This window comes from Desulfosarcina variabilis str. Montpellier, from assembly GCF_048565275.1.
GTDB classification, from domain to species: Bacteria; Desulfobacterota; Desulfobacteria; order Desulfobacterales; family Desulfosarcinaceae; genus Desulfosarcina; species Desulfosarcina variabilis.
In genome coordinates this window covers 2,394,843-2,412,572 of the sequence record NZ_CP159846.1, presented here as the reverse complement: position 1 = coordinate 2,412,572, position 17,730 = coordinate 2,394,843, and the positions used below count along the sequence as shown (strand labels likewise).

At 54.5% G+C, this 17,730-nt stretch carries 14 protein-coding genes; 9 read left to right on the top strand and 5 right to left on the bottom strand.

The features are described 5' to 3' along the window. Positions 1-103 precede the first annotated feature (103 nt). The 5 genes from Dvar_RS10895 to surE form a co-directional block, all read right to left on the bottom strand. Positions 104-1,117 carry a hypothetical protein gene (locus tag Dvar_RS10895; protein WP_419661718.1) on the bottom strand — a complete coding sequence of 338 codons (1,014 nt, stop codon included), beginning with the start codon at positions 1,115-1,117 and terminating at the stop codon, positions 104-106. A gap of 23 nt (positions 1,118-1,140) precedes the next feature. Continuing rightward, the gene (gene cysS, locus Dvar_RS10890; protein ID WP_419661717.1) at positions 1,141-3,417 is read right to left on the bottom strand and encodes a cysteine--tRNA ligase; all 2,277 of its coding nucleotides are present in this window, start codon (positions 3,415-3,417) and stop codon (positions 1,141-1,143) included. A gap of 75 nt (positions 3,418-3,492) precedes the next feature. After that, complete coding sequence (tmk, locus tag Dvar_RS10885) at positions 3,493-4,146, bottom strand: dTMP kinase (protein ID WP_419661716.1); 654 nt, start codon at positions 4,144-4,146, stop codon at positions 3,493-3,495. 161 nt (positions 4,147-4,307) lie between these two features. Beyond that, positions 4,308-5,252: a 3'-5' exoribonuclease YhaM family protein gene (locus Dvar_RS10880; RefSeq protein ID WP_419661715.1), complete on the bottom strand. Its 945-nt coding sequence runs from the start codon at positions 5,250-5,252 to the stop codon at positions 4,308-4,310. A 33-nt stretch (positions 5,253-5,285) separates the two neighbouring features. Beyond that, a complete protein-coding gene (gene surE, locus Dvar_RS10875; RefSeq protein WP_419661714.1) occupies positions 5,286-6,059 on the bottom strand; it encodes a 5'/3'-nucleotidase SurE in 774 nt (257 codons plus the stop codon). A gap of 458 nt (positions 6,060-6,517) precedes the next feature. On the opposite strand from surE, the gene Dvar_RS10870 reads away from it, so the two are divergent. From Dvar_RS10870 to Dvar_RS10830, 9 genes are all read left to right on the top strand, one after another. Continuing rightward, positions 6,518-8,722 carry an LPS-assembly protein LptD gene (locus tag Dvar_RS10870; protein WP_419661713.1) on the top strand — a complete coding sequence of 735 codons (2,205 nt, stop codon included), beginning with the start codon at positions 6,518-6,520 and terminating at the stop codon, positions 8,720-8,722. Positions 8,723-8,857: 135 nt separating this feature from the next. After that, positions 8,858-9,385 (top strand): transcription termination/antitermination protein NusG, encoded by a 528-nt coding sequence (gene nusG, locus Dvar_RS10865; RefSeq protein ID WP_419661712.1) that lies wholly within the window; start codon positions 8,858-8,860, stop codon positions 9,383-9,385. A 79-nt stretch (positions 9,386-9,464) separates the two neighbouring features. Beyond that, a complete protein-coding gene (locus Dvar_RS10860; protein WP_419661711.1) occupies positions 9,465-9,740 on the top strand; it encodes an HU family DNA-binding protein in 276 nt (91 codons plus the stop codon). Positions 9,741-9,839: 99 nt separating this feature from the next. Further along, complete coding sequence (gene holB, locus Dvar_RS10855) at positions 9,840-10,871, top strand: DNA polymerase III subunit delta' (RefSeq protein WP_419661710.1); 1,032 nt, start codon at positions 9,840-9,842, stop codon at positions 10,869-10,871. After that, positions 10,868-11,674, top strand: a complete 807-nt coding sequence (locus Dvar_RS10850; RefSeq protein WP_419661709.1) for a PSP1 domain-containing protein — start codon at positions 10,868-10,870, stop codon at positions 11,672-11,674. Before holB ends, Dvar_RS10850 begins: the two co-directional genes overlap by 4 nt. Before the next feature lie 3 nt (positions 11,675-11,677). Continuing rightward, positions 11,678-13,600, top strand: a complete 1,923-nt coding sequence (gene metG, locus Dvar_RS10845; protein ID WP_419661708.1) for a methionine--tRNA ligase — start codon at positions 11,678-11,680, stop codon at positions 13,598-13,600. Between the two features lie 19 nt (positions 13,601-13,619). Continuing rightward, a complete protein-coding gene (locus Dvar_RS10840) occupies positions 13,620-15,038 on the top strand; it encodes a penicillin-binding transpeptidase domain-containing protein (RefSeq protein ID WP_419661707.1) in 1,419 nt (472 codons plus the stop codon). 178 nt (positions 15,039-15,216) lie between these two features. Next, entirely contained in the window at positions 15,217-16,407 is a 1,191-nt protein-coding gene (locus tag Dvar_RS10835) for a DegT/DnrJ/EryC1/StrS family aminotransferase (RefSeq protein ID WP_419661706.1), read from the top strand. 208 nt (positions 16,408-16,615) lie between these two features. After that, complete coding sequence (locus Dvar_RS10830; RefSeq protein WP_419661704.1) at positions 16,616-17,695, top strand: iron-containing alcohol dehydrogenase family protein; 1,080 nt, start codon at positions 16,616-16,618, stop codon at positions 17,693-17,695. Positions 17,696-17,730: the final 35 nt, after the last annotated feature.

Sequence of the window (17,730 nt, the reverse complement as noted above, 5' to 3'; positions counted from 1 at the left end):
TAATGAAAAAGGCCTTATACCAAATAAAACAGCCAGTCAAGCGTTGAAACTGTTTTTTTCAATGGGCGGCCAGGTTGTCCCCAATTCCGCGTCAGTTGTGCATTTATTCAGATTTTGAGTCAGGTTCGACCAGAACGATCAGTGTGTTGTGATGCGCCTTTGCCGGGCTTGTTTTTTTCTCAGCCAACCTGGCCGCTGCCGGCGCCATTTGCCGCACCATGGACGCTGGGGGACAGTCGATGGCAGCATAGAGGGTAACGACAACTGCCGGCGCATCCGGATCATTGGTTTTTAGGGCAACCAGCGCATCGCAGGCATCGGCGGTCAGGGATTCTCGCAGGGTCAGCTCGGCCAACACCGTATTCAGGACGGGAGGCGCTTCGCTTGATGCAATCGCCAGACGGATTTTGGCCAGTTGTTCGATCGGCATTACCTCATCCCAGGTCTCAACCAGAGTATCCACCACTGCCGGGCTGGTGGTGATAAAAAAATCCGGCAATTCAGGATCGGCCGCAGCCAGGGTGGCCCAGGAACGAATTCGCTGCTCGGTGCGCTTGGCGCCCGGGTCTTCCCGCCACAGTTGCGAACCCAGACCGTGGCGATCGAAATTGGCCTCATCCCCCTCGACCAGAGAATCCAGAAACCCCTGTTCCAGGGACTTGAATTGTTTTAGCTCCTGGTCAAGATTGACCGTGGTGCGGTCATTCTGTTCGGCAGCGGCCAAAAAGAGCCTTGCACTGAACCCTGTTTCGTCGCCATCTGCCTCGGCCGGCTGGTCTTTATATTGTTTGATTTCCGAACGGATACGACTGATGGAACTGTCGTCGAAATAGGGAACCTTGCCCTGCTGCGCCCCGACGAAATCAGCGCCGGCCGTTGTCCGTCCGGGATTCTGTCCGGCCCATTGGGTAAATTCCGAAAGGGCCGCCGCCAGCCGCGCATCGTCTCCGGTCAAGGGGAAGCGGATGTCGATCACCCCTTGGTCCGCCAGGGCGGTCAGGCTGTCGTCAACCCGGTTCTGCAAAGGCTGGTACACCACCACCGGTCCGATAAGGGCGGATAGTATGCGGGCCGTGGGTTCAGTCAAATAAGTAAAGGGCATATAAACAGGTTTCATATTACAGATGCTCCATTTGATTTTTAAATTTTTTCATCCCGCACGACTACCCCCATGGCCTTGAGTTGATCACGCAGTTGGTCGGCCAGGGCCCAATTCTTTTCTTGCCGGGCACGGTCCCGTTCGTCCATCAGCTGCTGGACGGCCGGATCCTGGGTTTGATCTTCAAAGTCGAAAATATTGACCACCGTGTTGAGACGGGACAGGGTTTCCAGCACCTTTTTGGCCCCAGCCCCATCGATATCTCCATTGACGATAAGGGTATTGATGCGCTTGATCACCGTAAAAAGGGATGCCAGGGCCGCGGAAATATTCAGATCGTCGTCCATGGCCGTGGTGAATCCATTTTTAATGTCGTAGCAAAGCTGATCCAGATCGGCATACGGTGCCCCTCCCCGCACGCTTTTCAGGGCATGCACGCAGGCATCCAGACGATCCAGGGTCTTGCGCACCCGCTCGACCCGGCCTTTGGAAAAAATCACCGGTTTACGATAGTTCACCGAAAGCAGCCAATAGCGGATTTCACGCCCGGTCAGCCCCATGTCCAGGAGCGCCTGGACCGTCAAGCCGTCGCCTTTATCGTCCACCTTTTTGCCGTCCACCAGCACCCGGTCGCAGTGAACCCAGTATTTGGCCAAGCTCGTGCCGCCTAAAGCGCCTGCGATGGCAATCTCGTTTTCATGGTGCGGGAACACCAGTTCCCGGCCGGCACAATGGATATCATAATAATCCCCCAGGTAACGCATGGACATGGCCGCGCATTGCAGGTGCCAGGAGGGGCGCATACTGCCCCATTCGGTCTTGGTGTAGATCCCGCGCTTGAGTTCCGACAGGCGGGTGCGCTTGAGCAAGGTGAAGTCGCGCGGATTTTCTTTTTCGTACTCTTCCAGATCAACGGTGGCACCGACGCGAATCTTGTTCAAATCCACGCCCGATAGCCGGCCGTAGTCCTTGAAACGCGAAATATCAAAATAAATGGAGCGCAGTTTTTCGTAGGCATAGCCTTTTTTGACCAGCCGCTCGGCCAGGCTCACCATGTCGTCCACATGTTCGCTGGCTTTTGGGTAGTGATTGGCCGGTTGAATCCCCAACGTGGCCAGATCCTTGTGAAACGCCTCGATATGCATGCCGGTAAAATCCTCGATGGACATGCCTGCGGCTTCAGACCCCGTGATGGTTTTGTCATCCAGGTCGGTGATGTTCATCACATGCTTGACCATATAGCCCCGAAAGGCCAGGTAGCGGGCCAGCAGATCGGTAAAAATGAAACGGCGCGCCTCGCCCACATGCATGCGCGCATGGGCCGTGGGACCACAGGCGTACATGGACACCTTGCCCGGATTGATGGGCACGAACCGCTCTTTTTTACGGGTCATGGTGTTGAACAGCGTCAGATCATTTTTCTCGCGTACGTCAAACAGGGGTGTGGACAGATACCGTTCTCCGCCATCGGGAAAAATAACCACCAGTGTGCCCTGGTCCATGGTTTTGGCGGTCTCGGCAGCCACGACCATGGCCGCCCCGCTGCTCATCCCCACCATGAGCCCCTCTTCCCGGGCCAGACGGCGGGTCATCTCAAAAGCCGGCTCATCCTCGACATTGACCTTTTCGTCCAACCGGTTTTTTTCAAACAGCTCCGGCTGGTAGGCCTCTTTCATGTTTTTCAGCCCTTGCAGCCGGTGGCCCAGGTATGGCTCCACCCCGATAATGCAGACATTCGGATTGTATTCCTTGAGCCGTCGGGACAGCCCCATCAGGGTCCCCGAGGTGCCCATGGTGGCCACCAGGTGGGTCAGGCGCCCGCCGGTCTGTTCCCAGATCTCGACCGCCGTGCCGTGGTAATGGGCCTGCCAGTTGGCCGGATTGTTGTACTGGTCGGTCATGAAATAGGTGTCGGGATTCTCCCTGGCCAAACGGTAGACTTCCTCGATAGCGCCATCGGTGCCCATATGGCCAGGGGTCAACAGGATGTCGGCACCCCGCGCCCGCAAAATTTTCTGGCGCTCCACGCTGGCCGCCTCGCTCATGGCCAGCAGCAGCGGATACCCTTTGACCGAACAAACCATGGCCAGGCCGATGCCGGTGTTGCCGCTGGTGGCCTCGATGACCGTCTTGCCCGGTTTGAGTTCGCCGGCACGCTCACCGGCCTCGATCATGGAAAGCGCCGGCCGGTCCTTGATCGATCCCCCCGGGTTCAGATACTCCAGCTTGGCCAGAATGCGTACATGGGGGTTGGGATTTAAATGCCATATCTCAACCAGCGGTGTATTGCCGATATGATCGAGGATCGTTTGGGTCATTGTAAAATGTCCATTCTTTTGTGATGCTGCACCGAATCAGAAGGGAGCTGAAACTCCCCGGAGAAGCGATTTTTTCTATCCTCCACTGGGAAACCGCGCTTTGATAAAGGTTGCCAGGACGGCGGTGATCTGCTCGCCCACGGCCGCCGCATCAAGGGCCGCATCAATCACGGCAAAACGCTGGGGCTCCCGGCGGGCCAGATCCAGATATCCGTCGCGGACGCGCTGGTGAAACGCCAGGGCCTCGGTTTCAAAACGCGACTCCCGGGCATGGGCGTCATCGGCATGGATTCTGCTCCAGGCCCGATCCAGCCCGATTTCAGGCGGCAGGTCCAATAGCAGCGTGAAATCGGGCATCATCCCATTGCAGGCCAACCGGTGCAACCGATTGATCATGTCCCGATCCAGTCCGCGGGCATAGCCCTGGTAAACCAGGGTCGCATCGAAATAACGATCGCACACCACGACTTTACCGGCCGAAAGGGCCGGACGGACCACGGTTTCCAGATGCTGCACCCGATCGGCCATATATAGCAACATTTCGGCGGTGGGCGCCAGGGCCCCGTTATCCGGATTGAGCAGCACCGATCGAATCTGACTGCCGATAGGCGTTCCCCCCGGTTCCCGCGTGGTCAAACAATCAAGACCGGCAGCCGTCAGGAACCGGACAAGGGTCTGGATTTGGGTGGTTTTTCCGCTGCCTTCGATACCTTCGAGGGTAATAAACATAAATCCTTATTTTGTTTGCTATTTCATCGTTTTCGGGTATTGGATGCCAAAACAGTAACAAGTGTTAAGTGTTAAGTGTTAAGTAAATGTATTTTATCGATTTTATATAAAATCAGACCCGATCCACCACTTAACACTTAACCACTTAAAACTTAACACTTTTATTTTTTATACAAATGTCGCTCAAGCAGCCGATGATAGGATGTCCAATTACCCTCCGACGTATCCTTGGCGACAAATTCGCGGATACTGTTGACCCGCGAGTCGATTTCATCAATGTAGTTGAGCAGCACGGCCTCGATGGTCTTGGGCGGCTCGGGTGACCCAAACGCCCGCTCACCATGGTGGCTGACCAGCATATGCTTGAGCAGGTGGGCCTTGGTTTCGGGAAAATCAGGCACCTGTTTCAGTTTCTCATCCAGCATGGCAAGACCGATTACAATATGACTGAGCAGGCGCCCCTGATCCGTGTAATCGATGCGACTGGTGTATTCCAGTTCGCGAAGTTTGCCCACATCGTGGAGAATCACCCCGGCCAGCAGCATATCCCGATCCACACCGCTGTAATGGCTGCCGACCATTTCCGCCAGCACGGCCATGGAAAGCGTATGTTCCAAAAGGCCTCCAATATAGGCATGGTGCATCATTTTGGCTGCCGGCGCACGCATGAAATCAGACACAAAGTCCGCATCCTGCCAGAATAGCGCGAACAGGGCCGCAAGATGCGGATCCTGCATGCGGCCGGTCATCTCCTGCAGGCGATCCATCATTTTGGTCACATCGCGGGTGGTGGCGGCCAGAAAATCCGCGGCATCCACCTGATCCGCCGGTACCCCCGCCATATCTTTGACCACCAGCTGCAGGTTGCCGCGGTATTCCCCCACCTGAGCACGTACATGCACGAAATCCCCCTCGGCGGCAGCGGCAAGAATGCGCTCCACCTGATCCCATACCACGCCTTTGACCTGACCGGTACGATCGGCCAGGGTCACGTTGAGGAACGGATTCCCATCTTTTTTATGGGCCACATTGCGCTCGGCCAGCAGAAACACATCGTCGACGGCATCGCCGGCAACCAGTTCAGAAACAAACCGTTTACTCATCATTATCTCCGTAATTGAGCGATTAGCCGTTAGCGGTTAGCTATTAGCAATTTCCCCCAGATCCCATCCAGTCAATTCGCGCAGGGCATCATAGTCGGTCATATCGCATTTGATGGGGGTGATCGAGATGAAGCGATCTTCGATGACGGCACCATCGATGTCGGATTGATCGTAGGCTACCTGACGGTCACATCCCGGCCAATAATAGGTCCGGTCCCATGGATCCTTTCTTTTCTCAAAAGGCTGGGCAAACACGCGGGTTCCCTGCCGGCTCCAGCGGATGCCACGGATCTGTTCCATGGGCAGATTGGGAAAATTGACGTTGAGGAATGTGCCCGCCGGGAGCCCTCGTGCCATCATCTGCATGGAAATGGTTGTGGCACAACGGGCCACATCGGCCACATGACCGTTGCCGGGCGCCATGATCGACACCGCCATGGCAGGAATGCCGGCCATGGCGGCTTCTTTGGCGCCAGCCACAGTACCCGAGTAATTGACATTGATGCCCACATTGGCGCCGGGATTGATCCCGGATACCACCAGCCCCGGGGGCGTGGCCATCAGCTCCGCCAAACCCAGTTTGACACAGTCCGCCGGTGTCCCATTCACGGCAAATCCCGTCATTGACCCATTGACCTGAACTTTCTCATACCGCAGCGGCTGGTGAAGGGTAATCCCGTGCCCAACGGCGCTGCGTTCACGATCCGGTGCCACCACCGTCACCTGGCATTGTGATGAGGAAAAGGCATGATACAACGCCCATAACCCGGGCGCGTGGATGCCATCATCGTTGGTTAAAAGCACTTGCATAAATACAACACACTTTCATCGCTCGGGTCGCCCCGGCAAATAGAGCGCCCTGGCCTGATGGATTGAGAAAACTGTTGTTGCAATTTCAATTTGGATAGCTTTATATTTAATTTTTTGTTTGGGTGCAAGCGGTTAGGGTCACGGTAAGAAATAATTCCACCATAAGATGGTGGCTTGTAGACGGGCCACAAGCAAGAAAGATATGGAATTATTTGTTTCCGGGACCCTGATCCTGCACCTGCTTACCGTGATCCATACATCGACAACCGGTTTCCCAATCCAGCGATATCTTATAATCATTGATGCGGTCGTTAATCTTGAAAGTCCTTCTTCCAGTCACCAACCCTTGGTTTATGAGCTTGGGCATCCTGCTTGCCACGGTATGTTTACAGATGCTTGCGCCCTCTTTTACGTATTCAAAATCGCTTTCTCTCGACAAAGTCAAAGGCGACCCTTCGGTGCCATGGCAAATGGAGGCCGATACAATAGGGTACGACACCCTATCGGAAACCATTCATTTACGGGGCAATGTGATCATCGAAAAGCAGGCCATCCGGCTTACCGCCGATCGGGTGGCGTTTAATCGCAAGGCCCAGCATGCTTCAGCCTCCGGCCATGTGATGATGACCGTGGGCAAGGATGTGATTACCGGCGATAGTCTACAGATGGATATGCGGCGCGAAACCGGGGCAATCCAAAATGGCGGCGTTTTCTTGTCGGATACTCATTTTTACATCCGGGGCGATCGCATCGAAAAAACCGGCAAAGAATCTTACCAGGCGGAAAACGCGTCCCTTACCAGTTGCGATGGGGATGATCCGGACTGGGCCATTACCGCGCGGCGCGTCAACGTGACCATCGAAGGCTATGGCACGGCCAGCCACGCCGTTTTCCGGGCCGCGGATGTGCCGCTGGTGTATACGCCGTACCTCCTGTTCCCGGCCAAATCCAAACGCCAGACCGGGCTCCTGATTCCGATGCCGGGATATTCGAGCCGCAAAGGCGTAATCTGGGACCAGCCCTTTTTCTGGGCCATCAACGATCACTCGGATGCCACCCTTTATACCCATATCATGCAGCAGCGCGGTGTCAAAATGGGTCTGGAGTATCGCTATGCCCTGTCTGACGAAAGTTTCGGCACCATTATGGCCGACGGCCTGAACGATCGGCAGGTCGATGACGGTTCCGAGTACGCCAGCGATAAGTGGGGGTACAACGACGACGCCTACACCCGCCCCAACGCGGATCGATACTGGCTGCGCGCCAAACTGGACCAGAAACTGCCCGGCGATGCCATGGCCCGCCTGGATCTGGATCTGGTCAGCGATCAGGATTACCTGGTCGAATTTCAGGACGGCAGCAGCGGATATGACGCAACCTATAAATATTTTTTGGAAACCTATGGCCGCGATCTGGATACCTATGATGAAAATACACGCACCAACCGGCTGAACATCAATAAAACCTGGACATACTATGCCTTCAACGGGGAATTGTTGTGGAACGACAATGTGATTAACCGGCGCTGGAATGAGACCGACACCACGCTTCAACAAATGCCGATGATCATGTTCGACAGTTTGAAGCAGTCGGCCTTTGGCACCGGTATATACTGGGATATCGAGTCCGAAGCCACCTACTTTTACCGTGAGGACGGACAGCGCGGCTATCGGGCCGATGTGCACCCGCGCGTCTACCTGCCGCTGCGGTGGGAAAATTATCTGTCGGTGGAGCCCTCGGCGGGGTGGCGCGAAACCACCTGGCGCATGGATCGCTGGGATGATGAAAACATCGACCGGTCCACCTACCGCCAGATCTACGATCTGGAATTGGATGTTTCAACAAAACTGTCCAAAGTCATGGACACGTCCATCAAAAATGTGGATCGTATCCGTCACAGCATCAAGCCCCAGGTGACCTACACCTACATTCCCGATGAGGATCAATCGGAATTGCCTTATTTTACCGATGAGGACCGTATTGACGCCGCCAACCAGATCACCTATTCACTGACCAACACCTTCACCGCCCGACTGGATCATGACCCGCCGCCATCCCCCACCAGGCAGGCGGACAGCTTTCCATCGCTGCCCACCGGCATGCCCACAGACATTCAAACCACCCCGCAAACGGCCAGACAGGCGGCCCGGCAAAGGGCCCGGCAGGAAGATGATATCATGCTTTACAATTACTTGCGATTCTGTCGCTTCTACCTGGAACAGAGTTATGATATCACCAAAGCCAGAAACAACGAATCGGAAACCTTGTCAGACGTATACGGAGAATTGGAGTTCAAGCTGAACCGCTATTTGTCGTTCAATGCCGATGCAGAGTACGACACCTACGACACCCGTTTTTCATCCCACAATGTGGGCACAACCCTGACCGACTGGCGCGGTGATCGATTATTCGTGGAACATCGTTACGAAACCAGCGTCAATGAATCTGTCCGCAGCGCCCTGTTGCTCAACCTGACCGATTCGTTGCTACTCCGCGGCACCTACGAACGCGATCTTCTGAATGATGAGAATATCAGCAGAGGCGGTGGATTCATCTATAAAACCCCCTGTTGGGCCATTGGTGTGTTTTACACCAAGGAAGATAATGATGAAAAATATGATTTTCTGATCAACCTTGGTGGGCTTGGTAAGATTTCCGGTTAGGCTCAGGTCATGTATGAACACCATTGCCTTTTATCATCAGGGATGATACACGAGTTGCCCTTTGATGCCGATGGTATATAATCACTGAAAATTTCAGATTCATTGGCTATTTTATTGGAACGGAACCTTAGCGTTATGGCCGGAGACAAACTTACCCAGGCATGGTATGCCCTACACACAAAAAGCCGGTTTGAAAATGTCGTCAATGAGGGACTCACCAAAAAATCATTAGACGTCTTTTTGCCCAAAATCACGGTAAAGAGTCGGCGCCGCGATCGCCACAAGATGATTCGCGTGCCGCTTTTCCCCGGCTACGTTTTTGTGCGCACCGATCTTAATCCGTACGAGCATGTGGAAATCCTGAAAACCACCGGTGCGGTACGGCTGATCGGCAGTGCCCGCGGTCCGGTAGCCATCGCCGACGACACGATCCATTCACTGAAAATCATGGTCGCCACAGATGAAGAAGTGATCACCGGCACCCGCTTTAAAAAAGGGGATCGCGTCGTCGTCATCAACGGCCCGTTTGCCGGGGTGATGGGCGTTTTCTCAAGCTACCGGGGGGACGGCCGGGTAATCGTCAACATCGAGGCCCTGGGCCAGTTTGCCGCTGTAAATGTCAATGCTGAAGACGTGGAAAAGCTGCCGGAAATATTAAGATAACTGCTTGACTTTGTATTAAGTTCTGTTTTATAGGAACAGCTTTGATTCGCGCACATCACCGATTGTTCAAGGAGGGTATATGAACAAACTGGAGCTCATCTCCGCTTTGAAAACGAAAGCCGATATATCCAAGTCCGAAGCGGCAAAAGTGGTCCAGATCTTTTTTGACAGCATGGCCGACGCCATGTCTGATGGAGAACGTGTTGAAATTCGTGGCTTATGCAGCTTTTTCGTGAAAGAGTACAAAAGCTATACAGGAAGAAACCCCAAAACCGGCGAAAAGGTTACCATCAAGCCCAAGAAACTTCCTTTTTTCAAAGCCGGCAAAGAACTCAAGGAACGGGTGGATCAATAGATCCCCGCAAGCATCCAGCGCTGGAGGGCCGGCTGTGCCCGACCACCCGTTGTCTCAATGGCGGTGGCGGGCCAATCCAACCGCTTTGGAAAATATAACATGACGACGGCAATCGGATTTGACGCCATCGTTGGCCAACACCACCCTATCACGCTGCTTAAAACGCTCATTCGCAATGGGACCTTGCCCCACGCCCTGCTCTTTACCGGTGACGATGGCGTGGGCAAACAAACAACGGCCATGGCGTTTGCCATGGCCTGTAACTGCCGGACACTGAAATCGGCACTCGCCTCCCCTGTCAAACCCAATGCCATTGATGCCTGTGGTGAGTGTGCGCCTTGTAAAAAAATCATCGGCGGCCACCACCCGGACATCATTCAGATTGCTCCCATGCCATCGGTGATAAAAATTGACCAGATCCGGGCCCTGCTCGAAAACCTGGCCCTTAAACCCAACGAGGCGGACAAACGGGTGGTGATTATCTCAAATGCACAATGCATGAATCCGGAATCGGGCAATGCACTGCTCAAAGTATTGGAAGAGCCCCCGGACCGGACGCTGATCGTACTCACGGCCCGGCAGACGTCCGATTTATTGCCCACCATTGTGTCCCGCTGCCGGCACATCCATTTTTCCCCGCTGGATGCGGCGGATATTGAACAAGTGCTGATCCAGGTGGATCAAGTCGAGGCCCAATCCGCCCGAACCGTTGCCGGTTTGTGCGGCGGCAGCATCGCGCGGGCGCGCAAATGGGTTGACCCCAAATGGATAAAACGGCGAGAATGGATCATTGAAGCGCTGAGTCATGTGCTGGCGACCGGCCCGACCCACATTGAGCCTTGGATGGCGTTATCGGAAATCTTGGCCAGGCGCAAGGATCTTGTTGAAGAATCCCTGGAAATCATTACAATGTGGTTGCGGGACCTGTTGGTGGCCCGCCATGCACCGGCGCATGTATTGAACAAGGATCGGTTGGATACCCTGAGCAAAACCGCGCAAACCGTCACGCCGGTACAGCTGTTGGCATACATCGATGCGGTCGATCATGCGCGGGAATCACTGAAGTCCAATACCAACCTGAGGTTAACCCTGGACGCCATGGTCCTGACGATGTCTGGTGTGACAGCATGATTAAAAAAGTGGGAATCCGCTTTAAAAAAGGCGGTAAAATTTACGATTTCAGCTGCGGTGCCTTTGTACTCAATGTGGGTGAAAAGGTTATCGTGGAAACAGAAAAAGGTCTGGGCTTTGGCACGGTGGAGACCCCTCCGGAGGTGATTGATGAAGCCAAGCGATCGGGCAAACCCCTGAAAAAAGTCTTTCGCAAAGCCAATGATAAAGACCTTAAACAGGTCGAAAACAACAAAACCCTGGAGCGTGAGGCGCACGCCTTCTGTTTGAAAAGCATCAAATCCCTCGGCCTGCACATGAACCTTTTCAGCGTCGAGAGCACCTTTGATGCCAGCCGGCTGACATTTTTCTTTACCGCCGATGGGCGCGTGGATTTCAGGCAGCTGGTTAAAATCCTGGTCAAACAGTTCCGGGTACGCATTGAAATGCGCCAGGTGGGCATTCGCAACCAAGCCAAAATGTGCGGGGGCATCGGCCGCTGCGGGCGAGTGTTTTGCTGCTCTTCATTCATGGAAAAATTTGATCCGGTATCGATCCGCATGGCCAAACAGCAGGGGCTGTCCCTCAACCCGACCAAAATATCAGGCCAATGCGGCCGCCTGATGTGCTGCCTGACCTTTGAGAACGAAACCTATCGCCAACTAAAGAAAAATTTCCCAAAAATTGGCAAGGTCATCAACACCAAAAGTGGGTCCGGTAAGGTGACCCGCCACAACGTGATCTGCAACCGCCTGACCGTCAAACTGGAACAAGGCGGCGAAGTTGAAATCAGCCTCGACGATATTATTGAAAACAGGAGATAAACCATGGCTGCGCCGTTTTATATCACCACCCCGATCTACTATGTGAATGCCCGGCCCCATCTGGGGCATGCCTATACCACCATTGTCGCCGATGTGGTCAACCGCTTTCAATCCATGTCCAGGGAGCAAACCTATTTTCTGACCGGCACCGACGAACATGGGGACAAAATTGTACGCGCCGCCAAAAAAGAAAACTGCACGCCGCGTGAGTATGTGGATAAGATCAGCGGTCTGTTCAGCAGTCTGTGGCCCGAGATGAACATCTCCAACAATGCCTTTATCCGCACCACCGATCCATCCCACATAGCCGTTGTGGAAAGCATTTTGCAGCGTATTTACGATGCCGGCGACATCTATTTCGCCGAATATGAAGGACTGTACTGTTTTGGCTGTGAGCGGTTCTACACCGAGCGCGAACTGGTGGACGGCCGGTGCCCGGATCATCAGACGCCCCCGGAAACCATCAAGGAATCCAATTACTTTTTCAAAATGAGCCGTTATCAGCAGTGGCTGATCGACTACATCAATGCGAACCCGGATTTTATCCGGCCCGAACGCTACAAAAACGAGGTGTTGGCGTTTTTGCGCGAGCCGCTGGGGGATCTTTGTATCTCCAGGCCCAAATCCCGGTTAAAATGGGGCATCACCCTGCCCTTTGACCATGACTATGTGACCTATGTGTGGTTCGACGCCCTGCTCAACTATGTCTCGGCCCTGGGATACCCGGACGGTGAGCTGTACCATACCTTTTGGCCCGTGGCCCAGCATGTCGTGGCCAAGGACATCCTCAAACCCCACGGGATCTACTGGCCGATCATGCTCAAAGCGGCCGGTCTGCCGATCTACCAGCATCTCAATGTTCACGGCTACTGGAACGTGGATCAGAGCAAGATGTCCAAAAGCATCGGCAATGTAATCGAACCCCTTGAAATGAAAAACATCTACGGTCTGGACGCGTTTCGTTTCTTTCTGATGCGCGACATGGCCTTTGGCCTGGATTCGAACTTCAGCGAAGAGGCCCTGGTCGGACGCATCAACGCGGATCTGGCCAATGATCTGGGCAACCTGTTTTCACGGGTGCTCTCCATGGCCCACAAGTATTTCAAGGGGGTGGTGCCCGAGCCGGCCCTGGATGTGGAAAAGGAAATGGATCTGGGACTGGCCCAAAAGGCCCGTAATGCCATCGATGCCTATGCGGCCAACATGGATACCTTTGCTTTTCATAAGGCCCTGGCGGCAGTCTGGGAATTCATTACTCACATGAACAAATACGTGGACATCACCGCCCCCTGGACCCTGGCCAAAAACAAGGCGGCCCACAAACAGCTGGAAACGGTGATCTACAATCTGTTGGAAGGACTGCGCATCATCTCCGGGCTGATCTATCCCGTGATGCCCGACACCGCCACCAGCATGCAGAAACACTTGGGCCTTGACGGCGATGATGCGTTTTACAAGATGGACCGGCTGACAATCTGGGGCGGTCTGACACCGGGCATCAAACTGAAAAAATCGATTTCCCTGTTCCCCCGCGTAGAGCTGAAAGACAGGCAACAAAAAAACCAGTCAGCAGAAAGCGAAAGTGCCATGGCCAGTCCCATTAAACCCGAAATCACCATTGACGACTTTGCCAAAGTGGATTTACGTGTGGCCACGGTGATCTCTGCCCAGGCCGTTCCCCGGGCCAAAAAGCTGTTGCAACTGGAAGTGGATCTGGGCGAAAAACGAACCATCGTTTCCGGTATCGCCGGCAGCTACGACCCTGAATCGCTGGTTGGCAAACAGGTTATCGTAGTCGCCAATCTCAAGCCCGCCAAACTCATGGGGGTCTTGTCCAAAGGCATGCTCATCGCGGCCAGTGACGATTCCGGCGTGACCGTGGCCACCCTGGACAAACCCGTCAAGGCAGGCACACCGCTGAGCTGACAGGAATGCTTTTTCGCCGATGACTTTTTCCCATAATCCTGATAAATATCCGCACCAAACGGGCTGGAGAGCTTACCAGGAATACCTCAGGCGGAATCAAAAACAGGTCGACAAGATTCGTCTGCGACGACTGTGTCAACGCCTGATCTTAGGTGGTATGGTCGCCCTGATGGTGGTGCTCGTGGGCAAGGTCTTTTTCACCGATAAGGAAAAGGCGCCAGCCCCAGCGGTGAGGATCGCCGAGCCGGCACCGGCCGCCCCCCCGGCTGTGCCACTGTCAAAAACAGGTCAACCGAAAAAATTGATCCAGAAGTCCGATGTTCGGATATTTCTGGGCAACACGCGGCTGACGAATGTGGTCGAGCAGCCGGTCGAGATATCCTTTGACCATCGTCCTTACCGGGTTTACACCAGCCTGGACCTGGATCTGCAACAGTACCTGCTCAAGAAAATGGACCGGGTCAACTCGCGCTATATCGGCATCGTCACCATGCAGCCCGACACCGGCCGATTGCTGACCATGGCCGGATTCAACAAAATCGATCCGGATCAGGATGCCTGCCTGCGGGCGGACTATCCGGCGGCCAGCCTGTTTAAAATCATCACTGCCGCGGCCGCCATCCAGGAGAAAGGCTATACGGCTCGAACCCGTTTAAAATTCAACGGCTACAAGCACACCTTGTATAAACGCCAACTGACCGATCGGACCAATCGCTATACCAACGCCATCTCCTTCAAGGATTCTTTTGCCCAATCGGTCAATCCGGTATTTGGAAAAATCGGCGCCCTTTATCTGGATCAACAGGCGCTGGCGACTTTCGGTGATGCGTTTTTTTTCAATCGTGACGTCGGATTCGAGCTGCCCTGGCCCACCAGCCATCTGGAAGTGGGGCCGGATTCCTACAGGCGGGCGGAAATCGCCAGTGGGTTTAACAATCAGACCACCATTTCGCCCCTGCACGGCGCCGTGATCGTGTCCGCCATCGTCAACAACGGCAAACCCGCGGAACCGACGCTGGTGGACCGCATCGATGACCCGAGCGGCCGCATGGTCTACCAAAGCAGTCCCCGTTTCTTGCCACCGGCGGTTTCCCCTGAAACCGCTGAGGTACTGGATCAACTGATGATCGCAACCGTAAAGAAAGGAACGGCCAGAAAACCCTTTCGCGGTTACTCCCGCGACAAAGTGCTGTCCCGTCTCAACGTAGGGGGTAAAACCGGCTCCATCAACAACCGGACCAACGATGTCCGCTTTGACTGGTTTGTGGGCTATGCCACGGAAAAAAAAGGATCCGAAAAAATTGTGGTATCGGTCGTGGTGGCCCATGAAAAATACATTGGCATCCGGGCCAGCCAGTATGGCCGCATGATCATCAAACGTCATTTCAAAGACTATTTCACCAAAAAAAGTCAAACCGGAACAGATTCCAGCAGCTGATCGGCCCCAAATCCGACCTTTTCAAATTCATGCGGGTGGGATAAATATACTTGATGATATCATAATAGACCGCATTTCACCCCCAACTGGGCGTTTCAATTTTATTCGACTTTCAGATTATGCTAATTTTATTTTTTTATTTTCAGAGACTTTTCAATTCAAGATAAGGAGGCATACCATGCCCGGCTTTGAAATATTCGGCCAGGAGGAACGCGAGCAGGTAGGCGACGTATTGGAAACCGGTGTTCTTTTTCGCTACGGTTTCGACGGTGCCCGCAAGGACCACTGGAAAGCCAAAACCTTTGAAACGGAACTGGCCCAGCGATTGGGCGTTTCCTATGCACACCTTTGCGCCAGTGGCACGGCAGCCCTTGGCACCGCCATGGCCGCCTGCGGCGTGGGAGCCGGCGATGAAGTCATCGTGCCCCCATTCACCTTCGTGGCCACCGTCGAAGCGGTACTCATGGCCGGCGCCGTGCCGGTGTTCGCCGAAATCGACGAGACCCTGTGCCTTTCGCCCGAGGCGGTGGAAGCCGCCCTGACCCCGGCCACCAAAGCGGTCATCCCCGTGCACATGTGCGGTTCCATGGCCCGCATTGACGAGCTCAAACAGCTTTGCGACAGCAAGGGCCTGATTCTGTTGGAGGACGCCTGCCAGAGTGTGGGCGCCACCTACCAGGGCGATGCGCTGGGCAGCTTTGGCAAGGCCGGGTGCTTTTCCTTTGATCCGGTCAAGACGATTACCTGCGGCGAAGGTGGAGCCGTGATCACCAACGACAAGGACATCTATCTGGCAGCCGATGCCTATGCCGATCATGGCCACGATCACATCGGCACCGATCGCGGCGCCGAAGACCACCTGATCATCGGCACCAACTACCGCATCAGCGAGCTCAACGCCGCCGTGGGCCTGGCCCAGCTGCGCAAGCTGGACTGGATTCTGGACACCCAGCGCCACAACAAAGCCGTGATCAAAGAAGCCATAACCGGTGTTTCCGGGGTCGCCTTTCGTCAGCTGCCGGACCCGGCCGGTGATTCGGCAACCTTTCTGACCTTTTTCATGCCCGATCTGGACAAGGCCCGCCAGGCGGTCGCGGCCCTGTCTGCTGCCGGTGTGGACGGCTGTTTTCACTGGTTCGACAACAACTGGCACTACATCCGCAAATGGAATCACTTTCATAGCCTGAAAGCATCGGCCCGACTGGCGGTTGAGGCGCTGCCCAACATTCCGGACTACAACCGCATCCACCTGCCGCAATCCGATGCCATCATGCAGCGGGCCATTTCCATGCAGATCAAACTGGGATGGACACCCGAGCAGTTGGAAGAACGGGCCCGGACGACTGCGAAAGTACTGCAAGACATTTAGGCACGCCTTTGAAAGCACCGTCTAAGGCCCGCTAACGGCGTTAGAAAACGACTCGAAATGCTCACATATTGTCATATATGCTCCGCTTCCGAGCCGTTTTCCGCCTTGTTATCGGGCCTTATCCAGCACTTTCAAAGGCGTGCTTAGGCATCCGAAAAGGAAAACTGAATTTCAGAAAAAAGAACTAACTACCGATAAAGGACTAATTATGTTTCGCAATTTTAAAATGGTTTCCAAAGTGATCTTTGGCCGGGGATGCTTTGCCCAGCTGGGGGATATTCTGCGCGAAAAACGGCAGGGCAATGAATCGGTAATGGTATTTCTGGTGGATGACGTGTTCAAAGACAAGCCACTCAAAGACCGGTTGCCGCTTGGTGCCGATGATATGCTGATTTGGGTCAATGTTGACGATGAACCCAAAACCACCTACGTGGATCAGCTGACCCTGGATGTGAAAAATCATATGGCTGCCAAACAGGACGCGCTGCCCTGCGGTGTGATCGGAATCGGCGGGGGCAGTACCATGGACCTTTCCAAGGCCGTGGCCCTCATGCTCACCAATGACGGGTCCTCCGCCGACTACCAGGGCTGGGATCTGATCAAGAAACCGGCCGTCTACCACGCCGCCGTGCCCACACTGTCCGGTACCGGTGCCGAAGTGTCCCGTACCACGGTGCTGACCGGTCCTGAGAAAAAGTTGGGTCTCAACTCGGATCACACGGTATTCGACCAGATCGTCCTGGACCCGGAGATGATTGCCGACGCGCCCAACCCGCAGCGTTTTTACACAGGCATGGACTGTTACATCCACTGCGTGGAATCGCTGACCGGCACCTATCTCAACAGCTTTTCCCAGGCGTATGGTGAAAAATCCATGCAGCTTTGCCAGGACGTATTTTTAAATGATTTTGAGGATGCGGACGACAAGCTGATGATGGCCTCCTACTGCGGAGGAATGAGCATCGCCTACTCCCAGGTGGGTATCTGTCACGCCCTGTCCTACGGCCTGGCATTTGTGCTGGGGCTGCACCATGGCATCGGCAATTGCGTGGCCTTTGACGTGCTGGAAGATTATTACCCGGAAGGGGTCGACGAATTCCGGCAGATGATGGACCGTGGCAGTATCCAGCTGCCGCGCAATCTGACATCCGGCCTGACCGATGCGCAGATGAACCAGATGATCGATGTATCCCTGGTACTGGAACCCCTGTGGGAAAATGCCCTGGGCAAAGATTGGAAAACCATCATGACCCGCGACAAAATCAGGGAACTTTACCTGAAGATGTAACCGGCCATTGGGCACTGCCCAAAGGCCACAATCCA